Genomic DNA, 14,497 nt, shown 5'->3' with positions numbered 1-14,497 from the left:
ATTTCAACCTAGTTGCTCTACGATAGGTATTATTGCAAATCTTTAAACGAGGTCAAACATGTGCGGTATCGTCGGTGCAGTCGCCAAGCGCAACATCACCCCAGTCCTGATCGAGGGCCTGAAACGCCTGGAGTACCGTGGGTATGATTCCTGCGGCGTTGCCGTCCACCTCGACGGCAAGCTGACCCGCTCGCGCAGCACCTCGCGCGTGGCCGACCTGGAAACGCAAGTGCGCGAAGCCCGCCTCGACGGCTTCACCGGCATTGCCCACACCCGCTGGGCCACCCACGGCGCGCCGGCATCGCACAACGCCCACCCGCACTTCTCTCCAAGCGAAGGCAATGCCCGCATCGCACTTGTCCACAACGGCATCATCGAGAACCACGACGAGCTGCGCACCGAACTGAAGGGCCTCGGCTACGAATTCACCAGCCAGACCGATACGGAGGTGATCGCCCACCTGGTCGACCACATGTACAACGGCGACCTGTTCGACACCGTCCAGCAGGCCGTCAAGCGCCTGCACGGCGCCTACGCGATCGCCGTGTTCTCGCGTGAAGAACCGCACCGCGTGGTCGCCGCCCGCCAGGGCTCGCCGCTGATCGTCGGCGTGGGCGAGAACGAGAATTTCGTTGCTTCCGACGCCATGGCGCTGGCCGGCACCACCAACCAGATCATTTACCTGGAAGAAGGCGACGTGGTCGACCTGCAACTGGCGCGCTACTGGATCGTCGACGCCGAAGGCCGCCCGGTCGAGCGTGAAGTGAAAACCGTGCACGCCCACACCGGCGCCGCCGAGCTCGGTCCGTACCGCCACTACATGCAGAAGGAAATCTTCGAGCAGCCGCGCGTCATCGGCGACACCCTGGAAGGTGTAACCGGCATCATGCCGGAACTGTTCGGCGACGGTGCCTATGGCGTGTTCAAGGAAATCGATCGTGTGCTGATCCTGGCTTGCGGCACCAGCTACTACGCCGGTCTGACCGCGAAGTACTGGATCGAGTGCATTGCCAAGGTCCCGGTCAACGTCGAGATCGCCAGCGAATACCGCTACCGCGACAGCGTCCCGCACCCGCAGACCCTGGTCGTCACCATCTCGCAGAGCGGCGAGACGGCCGACACCCTGGCTGCGCTGAAGCATGCGCGCAGCCTCGGCATGCCGCACACGCTGACCATCTGCAACGTCGCCACCAGTGCCATGGTGCGCGAGTGCAAGCTGGCCTACATCACCCGCGCCGGCGTCGAAGTGGGCGTGGCCTCGACCAAGGCCTTCACCACCCAGCTGGCCGCGCTGTTCCTCCTGACGCTGACCCTGGCGCAAGTGAACGGCCGCCTGACGGACGCGGAAGAAGCCGAGCACCTGAAGATGATGCGCCACCTGCCGGTCGCCCTGTCCTCGGTACTGGCGCTGGAGCCGCAGATCATGGCTTGGGCAGAAGAGTTCGCACGCAAGGAAAACGCCCTGTTCCTGGGCCGCGGCATGCACTACCCGATCGCCCTCGAAGGTGCATTGAAACTCAAGGAAATCTCGTACATCCACGCCGAAGCCTATCCTGCAGGCGAGCTGAAGCACGGCCCGCTGGCCCTGGTGACCGAAGAGATGCCGGTGGTCACGATCGCCCCGAACGATGCGCTGCTGGAAAAGCTGAAGTCGAACATGCAGGAAGTCCGCGCCCGCGGCGGCCAGCTCTACGTCTTCGCCGACGTCGACTCGCGCATCACCTCGGGCGAAGGCCTGCACGTGATTCGCCTGCCGGAGCACTATGGCGACCTGTCGCCGATCCTGCACGTGGCCGCGCTGCAGCTGCTGGCTTATCACACCGCGCTCGCACGCGGCACCGATGTGGACAAGCCGCGCAACCTGGCCAAGTCGGTCACTGTGGAATAATCAGACGGGTCCCGTCGAGACCGTGAATGCATTGGAAGGGCCGGTTCAATACCGGCCTTTGTGCATCAGCCCGCGGCCGATGTGTGAGCACCATCAGGTATGATTAACTTTCCTTGTGGAAATCATACCTATGGATATATTTGCATTGTGGCCAGACCGCCCGGGATACGCATTCATCACGGAAGAAGCCTATTTCAGTTCGACACAGCGGCGTCAGCCTTGGGCGACCGAGACCAGGAGCTTGCCCAAGAGACCGCTTTACCTTGCCACTTGTCCGGAATGTAAAAACGCGATCGAGATCCGCGAACTGGATCGGATACGCGGCGAGAATGATCGTGACCCGACTGCGCCCTTCGGCAAACACTACAAGCATGACGTCCCAGGCTTGCGGATCACCTACAATCAGGATGCTTACGACAACTGCTCACTGCGCGGCAAAGTCAGTTTGAGCTCATCCGAGCCTCGCAAGAATAAGGAATTCAATGCAGAGATCCTTCGGCTTCTCGTAGAGAACGCTGCAGTTGTTCATGAAGTCATCGCGGCCAAGTTCGGGATTCGGCCCGGCGCTGGGCTGTACGAGAAGATGCTGAAAAACTTCATCGAGCAAGCGCGATACGAATGCAAGGGCGTTCTCCCATCCAATCTCCCATTCGCGTTGATGTACTGGAACGAAAGCCAGTCGCTGATTCGGCAGACTGTGACAGATACGGAGATGCAGGACGCCATTACGAAATCCAGGCACTTCTGCCTCGATGGGCGGACCATCAACTCCAGGCACTGGCAAGACGCAGTCTTGGCTGATCCTGGACTTGCTTCGTCGAAACCGGACTGGGGGCCTCATCGGATAGCATTCTTTATGGGTGGCCGTGTGCATCGCGGTAACGAGCTCACGGGGGAGCCGAATCACATGACCATGACGATTACGGAACATATCGGAAATGCTCCTAAAGGGACGCCGATTCACTCGAAGAAGATTGAGTATTCGAATCGTCACTTCCCCAATGCGATCGCCAGCTTCGAACGCCGGCTCACGGGCAAGGACGAGGATGCCGAGAGAGGATTAGCGAAAAAGATCAAATGGGGAAACATCGCCTACAAGTACGCAAAGCCCTTGCTGGCAATTGACTGGATACCTAGTTGGCTGTCGGCTCAATAATGCTCACGCAGTATGCATCGACGTCGGAGCACGCAGTAACAGAAACCCCGTAAATTGTTAGAGTTGTTACAAGATGTATGCGCGCATGTGGTCTTTACGCATGCCTCATCAGCACCACTAACACAGCAGTTCCTCCGCAAAAACAGCCATTTCTCCCTCTAAAAAGTGCGTAATTTCCAGCTTCTTTCGGGGCGGAATTGGTTTGACTTCCCAATTGAACAAACTTATCTTAATTTCATCGATGAGCATCCAAAACGGGTACTCGTTTGATCATTTTTGATTCGTGCGGTGACGTGGAGAGGCACTGTGTGCTCTCCAGGGAAGCGTTTGCGCGCCATTCCATGAGGTCCTGTTGCCGCCTTTGATGAACCCAATGACCGGGCCGCCGCGTTCTTAGCGAAGCCTGGCACTGACGCTCGCCGCGTCGTGCCGTCCGGCCGGTCGAATGGAGGACGCATGAATGTGTTAATGGTAGGCGCTGGCAATGCAGGATGCGCGCTTGGCGCGATCCTGGCCCAGGACGGGCACCGGGTCGCCTTGCTGAAAACTTCCCGCTCGCTGCATGACCAGAATTTCGATACCGTGCGCGAGACCCGCGCGATCAAGCTCATCAGCAATCCAAAAGGCGGCGAGACCAGCACCGCGACCATCGCCCTGGCCACCCGTGACGTCGGCGAAGCCTTCGCCATCACGCCTGATGCCATCATCATCACCACCCAGACGCAATGCCATGCCGAGATCGCCGAGCTGATCGGCCCTTACCTCAAGGCCCACCAGCTGGTGCTGCTGGCGCCGGGCTACATGGGTTCCTGTTACTTCCTGCCCTACCAGAAGAAGGAAGCCTTCCTGCTGGCGGAAGGTGAAAGCCTGCCCTACGACGCGCGCATCGTCGAGCCGGGCGTCGTCAACGTCCTGTTCCGCAACACCCGTAATGCGCTGGCCTTCCTGCCACGCGAGCGCGCCGCCGAAGGGCTGGAACGCGCCGCGCGCCTGTTCCCGACCTATGTCGCGACGCGCAGCAATGTGGTCGAGTCGGCCATGCACAACCCGAACCTGATCGTGCACACGATCGGCACCCTGCTGTCGGCCAGCCGCATCGAACACTCCGAAGGCGAATTCTGGATGTACCGCGAAGCCTTCACGCCGTCCGTGCTCAACCTGCTGTATAAACTCGACGCCGAAAAGAATGCCGTCATCGCGGCAACCGGCGGCAAACCTTCGCCTTACTTTGACGAATGCAAGTTCCGCAACGAAGAAGACTTGTCGCAACCTTCGATTTCCGTATTCCGCCGCTATGCGCGCGAGGGTGGCCCCAAGGGACCAGCGACCCTGCAGACCCGTTTCATCACCGAAGACGTGCCGATGGGCCTGGCGCTGCTGTCCTCGATCGGCCGCCTGATGGGTGTGCCCACGCCGACTGCCGACGCCCTGATCGTCATCGCCAGCGGCCTGCTCGACCGCGACTTCCTGCTTGAGGCGCGCACGCTGGAACGGCTGGGGCTGGGCGACAAGTCGCCTGCCGAGTTCAACCGCATCCTGAACGGGTGACGATGTGACCATCCACGACCTGCTCGCCAAACCGTATTACGCCTGGCGCCGCTACATTCCGAGCCGCGTCCTTTACCACCCGGACTTCTTCAGCGTGCTGGACATGCTGTCGCAGGACAAGGCTGCCATTGCGGCGCAGGCCCAGCAGCGCCTGCGCAAGATCCTTGTGCACGCCCTCGAACACGTGCCGCATTACCAGCGGACCGTGAAGCTGAGCGTCGATGAGGCGAAGAACGAGCCGGTGCACGAGGTGCTGGCCGCCTTCCCCTACCTGTCCAAGGAAGAAGTGATGTCGCAGCAGCGCGACTTCCTCGACCGCCGGCTCGATCCGGACAAGCTGATGTACGCCACCAGCGGCGGCTCGTCCGGCCAGGGCATCGGCCTGTGGCGCACCAAGCGCCTGGCTGACATCGAGAAGGCGTTCTTTATCCATGAGTGGGGCAAGCTCGGCTTCTCCTTCGACAAGTCGCGCATCCTGCGCATCGGCGCGGACGCCCGCCGCCTGGCGCACGAGGAACCGGCGCGCGTGGTCGGCAACCGCCTGATGCTGTCGCCCTACCACGTGCACGGACAGCACAAGGCGGCCATCATCGAGGCCATCAAGCGCTTCCGGCCCGAGTACGTGCATGGCTACCCGAGCTCGGTGACGGCGCTGGCCGAGTTGGTCGAATCCAGGGAACTCGACGTGCAGGTCAAGGCGGTGCTGCTGGCTTCGGAACCTGCGACGCCAGCGCAGCTTGCGGCGATCCGCCGGCTGTTCCGCGCGCCGGTATCGCTGAACTATGGTTTGTCGGAACGAACGAACCTGGCATTCCTGAAGGTGGACGATAGCGGCACCTCGGATTACCAATTCCAGCCGCTCTATGGCTGGAATGAAAACCGCATGGATGGCGAGCGTCCCGAAATCGTCGGCACCTCGCTGTGGAACGATGTGATGCCGCTGATCCGCTACCGGACCAACGACTATGGTTTGATCGATGCGGAGGGCCGCTGCCCGGGCATCGATGGCCGCGGGCACGAATACCTGGTTGACCGGTCCGGCAAGCGGATTCCGGGCTTGTCGATCGTGATCGACGAAGTGACCTGGGATTTCGTCCGGCTGTACCAGGTGCGGCAAAAGAAGGCGGGCGAGATCACGCTGGCCGTGGTGCCGCGCCATGGCAGCCTGAACGACGAACAGCGGGCATTCGTGCTGGACGCCCAGCAGCGCCGCTGGGGTGGCTTCTTCGACATCTCGCTGCAGGAAGAGAACGACATCCCGCTGGCACCGAACGGCAAGCGCAAGCTGGTGGTCAATTCGCTCGAAACCTGAGTCTGGTTCCCCCGGCGGCTTATGCCGGAGGACGTACCAGCGCCGCGCTGCGCAGGATCGGATCTTCGTTGCCGATGCAGAGGATGGGCGCGCCGCGCTCAAGCGCATAGTGCCGCGCCAGCGCCAGCACCGTCATGAAGGGCACGGCGCCGCAGCTGCCACTGCCCAGGCCGATGCGGACGATGTCGTCGGCCGCGTCGACCTGCGGGATGGCCGGGGCGCTCAGTCCCATCAGCTCGAGCACGCGGTTGGGACGGTGGGCGGTGTCTGCCACGATCATGCTGATCTGCGAGATATCCACAGCGGCGGCCTTGTGGACCTGGTCGACCATGTCCAGCAACAGGGTTGAATCGACCCGGCGCGCCTCGTCGGCGGAGCTGTCACGGCGTCGCTCGATAACCGGGCCCAGCAGTGCGAATTCGGCGCCGCAGGAGTGCGCAAGCTGCAGGTCCGTCAACAGCAATCCAGCTGCGCCCTCGCCCGGGATCTGGCCACGCGATTGTGATGACGTGAAGAGGGCCGATTGTGCAGCCAGGCGGTCGACACTTTCCTGTCCGATCAGGGAGGCGCAGGCAAGGACGATTGCTACCTGCGATCGGCTATTTGATGACGCGACGGGCATCAGTTGCGCAAGCAGTGTGGTGGGCGTCGCCTGGTCCTGCTCAGCGGCTTCTGAGGTAGTGATATTCGCCTCCGGCCAGCCATACCGACTCACCGTATGCTTGAGCCACATCGTGGCTGCACGTCGAACCTCGATAGTCCATTCATGCGGCAACATCAGGCTGAGCTGGAGCATTGGTGGGTTGCCGTCGGAGGGCAGTAGATCACCGGCCGCCTGGCTGCCGAGTTCAGCGGCCACGCCGGTCGCCAGCGTCAGGGCGCGCCATTCTTCGTCCGATAACCGTACCTGCAGGCCCTGGCTCGTCAGCCAATCCGCAATCTCATCCTGCAACGTGTCATCCTGCGCGTCGTCGCTCCGCGCGGTCATCACCGGAAAACCGTTGTCGTCGACAAGTTCCTTGTCCAGGTCGGCGCGTGCTTCGTTATCGGCAATGGCGCTTGCGAGCTCTTCAGCCGACGTACCGTGCGGGGAGCGCAGTGCGCTTGCGACAAGTGCCAGCACTGGTGAAGCAGGTGCAGCATCAACTCGCGCTGTGGGCGACGCCGGCTTTGCGGTAACGGAAGGAATGGGTGCTGCACGACCCAAGACCGCTTTCTGACTTGCCCACAGGCCAAACAATATGCCCATGGGCAGAACAAGCAGGCCCAGCGCCAACTCGCCTGTTCCAGGATCTCGCCCAGTCTGGTGCCAATACCACAGCGCGATCGCCCAGCTGACGATAAAGGCCGTGATAATGACGGCGCCCAGTTTGAACCAATCGGCAGGAAAGCGTGCGGGTGTTGTTGTAGTTGTTATCATGTCAGTCGCTCAGATGTTGTCGATCGTTGCCTGCTGTCCGGCGATCAGGGTGGCACCACAGGCTGTTTTGTCTCCGTGACGTGCGGCGGGTTTGCCATCGATGATTAACGTCGAGTCGCCGCTGATGATCGGATTGGAGCCATGTGTTGGACATGTGGTCTTATCGCCCATACGGGCAATGCCAACTCCACCTGTATCGCTATGTGGAGACGCTTCAATGACCGAACCGCCGTGAGACGTTTTGTCGCCGAGCTTAATCAATGGACCTGCCATAAATCCTCCGAGAACCCACCGCTTATTTGATTGTAGCTGTCCAGATGGAGTGCGAGTTTGGACAATTAAGGGTGCTCAACAACAGAGATCATTACTTCGTTAGATCGATAACCCGCATATTCTATGCTGACACGATATCGCGCTGGTTGTATAGGAAGTGCCAAATAAGCTGCTGCATTCACGTTGAAGTACTCACTGAAGGCGGCTTTTGATGAAGGATTAATTGGCTGCGATGGCGGAGGGGGTATTGTCGGCTCGATATTACGCTTAACAAGCGCACCTTTGTACGTTTGTCCCGAGCTGTCATCAGAGAAGATCAGAATTTTCGGTCCGGGATAGCGGAACTTATTAGCGACATCCACAAGATAAAGGCCGCAAATTGGAATAGTCACTGTGGCGAGCTGCGCGGTTCTCTTCGGTAAGATAATGGTTGAAGGAGCACGTATTACGACGCCACGCCAATTGAAACCCGGATCTTCAGGCGAACAGGGGGTTTGCTCGTTCGTATCCAAGGGGACTTGTTGGAATAGTTTTTCATCTGCCATAGTATTGGTCCCAGTTGAGCTAGCTAGGTCTTTCGAAGAGCTCACATTGAGCGGTAACAGCAAAGCGGCGTAAAAGAGGGCTACTAAAACACGGTTCAGTGCGTTCATAGAGGTTCCCAGCCATCGCTCATGTCCACTTTGCGAACAATCGGCGCACAATTTGTACAGAATTCAGTTTTTCCGTTGCTGGCACCGAACATGACACACTTAGTTCGCCGCCCATCAACATCGCCATCGTAACGTGTCAAGTTCGGAGGGAGCCCGTTAAAACAATGGTTTCCGACATGCCCTTTTGCGTTGTCGTACCAAGTGGGCGGTTTGTCTGGCCACTTTCCTGTCCCGTCAGGCACCATACCAATTTTATGCCCTAATTCGTGAATGATAGTTAGGTTCTGCTCATGCTCATCAATGGTCTCCCACCATGCTTGAGTGCCGACACAAATCACATTCACACCTGAAAAGGCCATTCCAGCCCGCATGTAATCCACGGTATGCACAATTAGCTCGATTGTTCCAGTCGCTGCTGGTAAAGCGCTAACATCGATACTTACCTTTGCCGCTTTCGGTGAGTTTGGTTTCTCCGACACGGCCGTGCATTTGTTCCGTGGGATATTAACTATGTCTGCACGCGTTCCACTATCCTTAATAAATCTTGCGGATACAAACCAGTCTTCACTATCAAGGTTTTGCCATAGATAAAAATATATTGGCGAATCTGAGGATGGAGTGTCTCCGACAATTTCAACTAACTCTTTCGGGCAGCCAGGACCAACTTTAACTGAGGGCTGCAGGATTCTGTGTTTAGACTTCTTTATGGCAAGATGACCTGTGTACGTGACTGCTATGCTGTAAGGCTCCACGCTTTTGGCTTTTGAAGTCGAATATGCTTTTTCCAAGTTTTTTAGAAAAGTTTGTTTCTCTTCATGACCGATGTTTGAAAGGTAATCCGTCTCGACAGTGGGCAGATTGACTAACCTGATGTTATGTTTGGCAAACTCTTTTTCTACAATGGACAAGCTATTTGCGCACGATTTAAGCGAACGCATTTTAATCTCAACAAGATAAATCAGACGGTGCACTTCTAAATTTCCGGTGGATACCGTTTGGCCACCCGTGTCGGTTGCGTCAAATACATATTTATCTTTCCCCGCTAGACTGGTAAAGAAGTCATCAAGTGGCAGGATCAAACTTCCGTCGCTTTCGGTTGTGTACGACTTCTGTTCCTTCTGATACTTGAAGCGGGGATTGCGGGCTAACTCTCCGTCAGAGTAATCAGCGTTATCAGCATGTGGACGACATTTAACTATGAATTGGTGAGTTCCAGGCTTGCTAAAGGACACTTTGAGTCTTGGCCTATTTCCAAGACGATCAAGGTTGCTAATAGTCGAGCCATCAACAAAGGTTTTCGACCGCTCCAAGTTCACATATTGCTGGACGCTGTTCGCTTTTTCTCCGTCCTGACCGTTGAGAAAAACAATTTCCTTGATTCGAGCGGCGTCGGACTTTATCCTGATTTCCTTCCGGTTCATATTTTCGATCGGAGTCATGTGCGAGCTTCCAGCGAGCTTGAATTTGTTTTTGGTCATTTGATTTTTCCAAATGTGCAATCAAATCAGGTATAACTTGAGTTCCTTCGCATCAGCGCCTGTAACGACGTGAGTCTGACCTTTTTCGTCAGTGCTTCCCTCCTCAAAAGTTCCGTCAGGGAGTTCGATTCGGTAACGCAGGCCAACTACTGGAAGGCCATCATCGTTTTTAATAACGAATCCTTCGTCATAGAGCTTCGCACGAGAATCTGGCAAGGGATTTAGCGTTACATTGCCGCGCTCACCCTTATCGAAGAAATGCTGGCCCCCCTTCACCGAAAACGTCCCCGGACAAGCAAACGTAATATCCCCACCCTCCAGCGTGATCAACGACTCCCCCGCCTGCAGCACGATCTTTTCCTTGGCCTTGATCTCGATGCAGTCATTTACCGAGATCACGGTGATCTCCTTGTCCGCCATAATCTCCAGCTGATCCGTATGCGCCTGCAGCGACACCGGCCCGTTCGCCGCAATCGCCTGGATACCTCCGGAATGCGTGAACAGGCTGGTCGGCCCACCAGACACGGAGGAAAAGGTATGCCCCGCCGTCATGTGCATGTCCGCCTGCGTCGTCCAGTGAAGGTGCTGCCCCGCATACAGCACGGTCGATGCCTGCGTGGCCCAGTTGATGCTGGCCGCCGAATCCATCAGCACGATCGGCGAGCCGAACTTTTCCACAGGCTGTGAGCTATCTAGTTCGCGCGACCCCTGCTTGGCCTTGAACGCGGGTTGCCCATTCACTGGCCCTTCATACTTGCCCTTGGCCTGCGGATCGATCTGCGCGATGAACTCTTCCTGCGCATTGGCCGCGTCCTTGCTGAACAAGGCCTGCTGTACCGCCGCTGCTTCACCCAGCTTGGCCGTCAACTCCTGCGCACTCTTGAACTGCGCCACGGCTTCCGCCACATCCATCTGTGTCGAAGTAACGCTGCTCCCTATCGCCGGCCGGGCGCGGGTCGAGAGCAGCACACCTTCTCCGCCACGAATCACCGCCCAGGCATCTGTGCGCAGTTCGAATCCGCTGCCGCGATATCCGCCGCGTTGGGAGGTACCGGGCTCCTGGTGGATCAGGTAACCGAGATTGAGCTGCGTCGCCCCGACACTCGTAGCTAAACGCATGCGAAGTTGCCCGGTGGTGTCGTCGATCTGCCACTGGTTGTAGCCGCTGCCGTCGAAGTTACGGGTGTGGATCCCCGACAGCGCGCCCGGATGGTTGGCGCCCGAATCTACGCCTGCTGAAAAAGGCGGCAGGTCCGCCCCGTTGTACAGGTGCGCCACGATGACCGGCCGATCGATATCGCCTTCGATGAAATCGACCAGCACCTCGGTCCCGATGCGCGGCGTGAACACGGTTCCCCAATTTGGTCCGGCCAGCGCTTCGGCCACACGCACCCAGGTGCCGGACGTCTCGTTCCCCGGCGCGCACCCTTTGTCGTCCGTATTGTGCGCCATGCCGCCGCTATTGGGACGGGCGCCGCGCTGCCATGCGAACTGGACCCGCACCTGGTGATCGCGGTTGGTGGTCGATACGGCATCGGCCAGTCCGACCACGAGCGCGCACTGCGGCCCGGGCGCCGTGGACCGCTGCCGCGCCGCAGTCAGAAAAGGCACGAGCGGCACGACATCGCGCACACAGGCAAACACATTCCGGTAGACGCCGTTCTCCACCCCAGGAGCGGCTCCGGCGATCCCGGTCTGAAAGTTATTGCGCGCCTCATGCTGCACCGACAGCACCTTGAAGCTGTTCGCGCCATCCGGATAGCGGTCGTGCTGCGTCAATTGAAACGCATGGCCGGCTGCCAGCCTGCGCACCGCCCCGCTGCCTTCGAACAGCTTGTTCTCCAGTTCCAGCGCCTGCAGCATCAACTCGCTGTGGGTGTCGGCGGCGCCGCGTTCGGTGGCGATGCGTTCGCCGGCGCCATCGTAGACCTGTAATGAAGGCAGCTTTCCCGCATCGAGCACGGATGCATGCTCGTACCCGGGCGCCAGCAGGGCCGCCGGATCCCAGCTGCTGATCGCCACGGCATTCGCGCGCACGCTGCGGCGCGCACGGAAGCCGTCGATCGCGTCGTCCTGTTCCGTCGCCCGCACACCATGGAAGCGAAGGAGCTCACCGCCGGGCACCAAAGGTGCTGCTGCCCTGCTGTCGAACACGATCAAGCGGTGCTTTGCCTGGCCGTGCGCGCCGTCCTCAAGCTCGTCGGCCTGGTCATGCTCGAAGCGCCAGTTCAGGCCCTCAGAGGCAAGCAGGCGAGTAAAGAAATCGAGGTCGCTCTCGCGATACTGGGTGCAGACTGCACGCGGCAGCAGTTCCTGCGTGAGGTCGAAGTCGAAGCGCACCTGTGGATAATCCGCGAGTAATTCACAGACGATGTCGCGGACGGTCTTGTCCTGGAAGAGGTAGCTGTCGCGGCGCAGCGCCAGCATGCTCAGGGCCGGCTCCAGGCGCAGGCGATAGCGCGCCACGCCGCCGTCGGCGCCCAGCCAGGAGGCCGAAGTACATAGTCCATGCCACATGCGCCGCGAGCCGTCCGGCTGCAGCAGCCCGATGGTGAGTTCTTCGCCGATGAACAGCGCCAGATCGAGATCGGTCGAGGTGCTGAGCGCCGTGATGTCGAAGCCGAACAGTTCGTTGACGGCTTCGCGTCCGCTGAAGCCCTCCACCGCCAGCGATTCCGGCAGGGCGCTGTCCTGGGCGCTGGCCAGGGTGATGAGGCGCGCATGCTGGCTCAGGCCCGTGCCGAACACGCCCAGGGCTGCGCCCAGTGCCGCAAGCTCCGCCTTCATGCGGCGACGGCCAGCAGCTCCAGCCGCAGTTCCTTCATGCCGGCCGGGACGTAGATCGAAATCGATTGCGCCTTGAGCATGCGCTCGTACATCGGCCCCTTCGCCTCCAGTACGAAGTAGCAGGTTTCGGGCCGTACCGGCACCGCGGCCGGCAGCTGTGGCGCATACTGCAGGCGCACGCCGGGCAGCGCCGACAGCACGAATTTCTCGACGTCGTCTGGTGCGCCGACCTTGAAGCGCAGCGGCACCACGTCGACCAGCTCCACCGCGGGAATCGCCGCCGACACCGCGATGTAGAAGGTGGTCTTCTCGTCGATCTTGCCCGAGTCGAGCGCACCGATGTGGTACGAAGGTCGCACTTCGCTCAGCGCGATCGCGAAGTACTTGGACGAGATCACCGTGTCGAGAAGTTCGCGGATGATCACGTGCAGCTTGGCGAACGAGGGGCCCGGATCGTGGTGCTGGTAAGGTGGCAGGTCGGACAGCAGCCAGCTCTTCGAAAAGGTCATCAGGCCACCCGCGAGGTCGAGCAGCTGTTCGTACAGGCGCTCCGGATGCAGGGCCGGATGATGGAAGTGGTGGCTCAGCGTCGCATACGCGGAACTTGCCGTGTGCAGTAGCCAGAACGAAGACATGTCGCCCGAGCGGAACTCGACCACGTTGCGGCTCGGCTCGCGCTGGTGGCCGTACAGCGCCGAGGTCTTGGCCTGCAGCGCATCCAACAGGCGGCGCAGCCCCTGGAACAGCGCCGGTGCGGCGCCGACCGAGAGCGTAGGCGGCACGAAGCTCTCGTCCATCTCGAAGCCGCCGGTGGCAGCGCGGCGCAGCCGCAGCAGCGGGAAGTGGACGTAGGAGTCGCGCGGCTCGGCTTCCGAGACCAGCCGCAGCGCCTTCTTCAGATAGGCCAGTTGCACCGGCGCGGCCTGGGTGTAGAGGTCGGCCGTGTCCTGGTTGGCCTGCACGAAGCGCGCCGTGTTGCTGGCCTGTCCCGGCGGCGCAAAGTTGCCGCTGAAGGGCTTCATGCCGGGCAGGGCGATGTAATACGTGATGCTCTGCGTCGATGGCGGCAGCAGGCTCAGGTCCACCGTCTCGGGCAGGGCGTCGATCTCCGGCGCATCGACCAGTTCCCCGTCCTGGAAGCGCACCGACAGCGCCAGCAGGCGCAGCACGCTGTTGGCCAGCGCTTCGCGGTCGACCTGCAGGGCCTCGACCCCCCAGGCATAGGGATGCACGGCCTTGATGCTTTTATGGAGACACTGCTCGTGGTAGTGGTCTTGCCGCTGGAAGTGCTGTGGACGCAATAACAGGCCTTCGCCCCAGAGAACTTTGCTGGTCATCTCTCTGCCTTCGCTCAAGTTTTGGTAAAACGACTCCGGAAACCATAACAACGGGAAAGGATTGCCCATGTGAACTTGATCAAAGGTTGGTGCTGGTGTGCGTGGCAACATCGGATTTCGTTTTCGAGGGGACGCAGATGAAGGGATACACACCAGGCTTGTTCGACCGCCTCCTCGGACTGCCGCAGCGCGGGCCGGGCAACCACGCAGCGCAGCGCTTGAGCATCGACGAGCTGAAAGACACCGTGGCGCGCGACCTCGAAGCCCTGCTCAATACCCGCTCCAGCATTCCCGAGGGCGCACTGAAGGCCTACCCCGAATGCAGCCGCTCGATGGTCACCTATGGCCTGGGCGACTTCGCCGACCGCTGCCTGTCCAGTCCCTCCGACCGCGCCGCCATCTGCGCCAGCATCGAAAAGACCATCGCCTGCCACGAGCCGCGCCTGCGCAACGTGCGCGCCAACCTCGACCTGGGGGGAGAATCGGTGAACCGCCTGAATTTCTCGATCACGGCGGTGCTGGTGGCAAGCGTGTCGCAGGAGCCGGTCAACTTCGACGCGGTGCTGACGCCCTCCACTCTCCAGTACAGCATCAGCAAGGCGAGCAAGGCCGCCAAGCCTGCACGCGTGGCGCCGGGAGCCTGAG

The 14,497-nt window shown here is 59.9% G+C and carries 11 protein-coding genes; 5 read left to right on the top strand and 6 right to left on the bottom strand.

The genetic code is table 11. From position 1 onward, the window contains the following. The first annotated feature begins 58 nt into the window (after window positions 1-58). The 4 genes from glmS (at window position 59) to LK542_RS04755 (ending at window position 5,904) form a co-directional block, all read left to right on the top strand. On the top strand, window positions 59-1,888 hold the full coding sequence (gene glmS / locus LK542_RS04770) for a glutamine--fructose-6-phosphate transaminase (isomerizing) (RefSeq protein WP_227801430.1): 1,830 nt from the start codon (window positions 59-61) through the stop codon (window positions 1,886-1,888). 130 nt (window positions 1,889-2,018) lie between these two features. Further along, on the top strand, window positions 2,019-3,044 hold the full coding sequence (locus LK542_RS04765) for a hypothetical protein (RefSeq protein ID WP_227811021.1): 1,026 nt from the start codon (window positions 2,019-2,021) through the stop codon (window positions 3,042-3,044). 456 nt (window positions 3,045-3,500) lie between these two features. Beyond that, window positions 3,501-4,592: an NAD/NADP-dependent octopine/nopaline dehydrogenase family protein gene (locus tag LK542_RS04760; RefSeq protein ID WP_227811020.1), complete on the top strand. Its 1,092-nt coding sequence runs from the start codon at window positions 3,501-3,503 to the stop codon at window positions 4,590-4,592. Window positions 4,593-4,596: 4 nt separating this feature from the next. Continuing rightward, window positions 4,597-5,904, top strand: coding sequence for a hypothetical protein (locus LK542_RS04755; RefSeq protein WP_227811019.1), 1,308 nt, complete (start codon window positions 4,597-4,599; stop codon window positions 5,902-5,904). Between the two features lie 19 nt (window positions 5,905-5,923). On the opposite strand, the gene LK542_RS04750 is transcribed toward LK542_RS04755, so the two are convergent. From LK542_RS04750 to tssK, 6 genes are all read right to left on the bottom strand, one after another. Continuing rightward, on the bottom strand, window positions 5,924-7,324 hold the full coding sequence (locus tag LK542_RS04750; protein ID WP_227811018.1) for a hypothetical protein: 1,401 nt from the start codon (window positions 7,322-7,324) through the stop codon (window positions 5,924-5,926). Window positions 7,325-7,333: 9 nt separating this feature from the next. After that, window positions 7,334-7,597, bottom strand: a complete 264-nt coding sequence (locus tag LK542_RS04745) for a PAAR domain-containing protein (RefSeq protein ID WP_227811017.1) — start codon at window positions 7,595-7,597, stop codon at window positions 7,334-7,336. A gap of 65 nt (window positions 7,598-7,662) precedes the next feature. Continuing rightward, window positions 7,663-8,250, bottom strand: a complete 588-nt coding sequence (locus tag LK542_RS04740; RefSeq protein ID WP_227811016.1) for a hypothetical protein — start codon at window positions 8,248-8,250, stop codon at window positions 7,663-7,665. Beyond that, window positions 8,247-9,728: a hypothetical protein gene (locus tag LK542_RS04735; RefSeq protein ID WP_227811015.1), complete on the bottom strand. Its 1,482-nt coding sequence runs from the start codon at window positions 9,726-9,728 to the stop codon at window positions 8,247-8,249. The genes LK542_RS04740 and LK542_RS04735 overlap by 4 nt, the downstream gene beginning before the upstream one ends. A 21-nt stretch (window positions 9,729-9,749) precedes the next feature. Next, window positions 9,750-12,515 carry a type VI secretion system Vgr family protein gene (locus tag LK542_RS04730; protein WP_227811014.1) on the bottom strand — a complete coding sequence of 922 codons (2,766 nt, stop codon included), beginning with the start codon at window positions 12,513-12,515 and terminating at the stop codon, window positions 9,750-9,752. Next, a complete protein-coding gene (tssK, locus tag LK542_RS04725) occupies window positions 12,512-13,852 on the bottom strand; it encodes a type VI secretion system baseplate subunit TssK (protein ID WP_227801420.1) in 1,341 nt (446 codons plus the stop codon). The genes LK542_RS04730 and tssK overlap by 4 nt, the downstream gene beginning before the upstream one ends. A gap of 137 nt (window positions 13,853-13,989) precedes the next feature. On the opposite strand from tssK, the gene tssE reads away from it, so the two are divergent. After that, the gene (tssE, locus tag LK542_RS04720; RefSeq protein WP_227811013.1) at window positions 13,990-14,496 is read left to right on the top strand and encodes a type VI secretion system baseplate subunit TssE; all 507 of its coding nucleotides are present in this window, start codon (window positions 13,990-13,992) and stop codon (window positions 14,494-14,496) included. Window position 14,497: the final 1 nt, after the last annotated feature.

Source organism: Massilia sp. IC2-477 (genome assembly GCF_020707265.1).
Lineage (GTDB): Bacteria > Pseudomonadota > Gammaproteobacteria > Burkholderiales > Burkholderiaceae_D > Telluria.
The sequence above is the reverse complement of the archived record's forward strand: the minus strand, read 5'-3'. Positions and strand labels throughout refer to the sequence as shown.

Excerpts from the sequence above, each read along its gene's own strand:
- LK542_RS04745 (WP_227811017.1), bottom strand. The coding sequence starts at position 7,597 with ATGGCAGGTCCATTGATTAAGCTCGGCGACAAAACGTCTCACGGCGGT.
- glmS (WP_227801430.1), top strand. The coding sequence starts at position 59 with ATGTGCGGTATCGTCGGTGCAGTCGCCAAGCGCAACATCACCCCAGTC.
- LK542_RS04740 (WP_227811016.1), bottom strand. The coding sequence starts at position 8,250 with ATGAACGCACTGAACCGTGTTTTAGTAGCCCTCTTTTACGCCGCTTTG.
- tssE (WP_227811013.1), top strand. The coding sequence starts at position 13,990 with ATGAAGGGATACACACCAGGCTTGTTCGACCGCCTCCTCGGACTGCCG.
- tssK (WP_227801420.1), bottom strand. The coding sequence starts at position 13,852 with ATGACCAGCAAAGTTCTCTGGGGCGAAGGCCTGTTATTGCGTCCACAG.
- LK542_RS04765 (WP_227811021.1), top strand. The coding sequence starts at position 2,019 with ATGGATATATTTGCATTGTGGCCAGACCGCCCGGGATACGCATTCATC.
- LK542_RS04750 (WP_227811018.1), bottom strand. The coding sequence starts at position 7,324 with ATGATAACAACTACAACAACACCCGCACGCTTTCCTGCCGATTGGTTC.
- LK542_RS04760 (WP_227811020.1), top strand. The coding sequence starts at position 3,501 with ATGAATGTGTTAATGGTAGGCGCTGGCAATGCAGGATGCGCGCTTGGC.
- LK542_RS04735 (WP_227811015.1), bottom strand. The coding sequence starts at position 9,728 with ATGACCAAAAACAAATTCAAGCTCGCTGGAAGCTCGCACATGACTCCG.
- LK542_RS04730 (WP_227811014.1), bottom strand. The coding sequence starts at position 12,515 with ATGAAGGCGGAGCTTGCGGCACTGGGCGCAGCCCTGGGCGTGTTCGGC.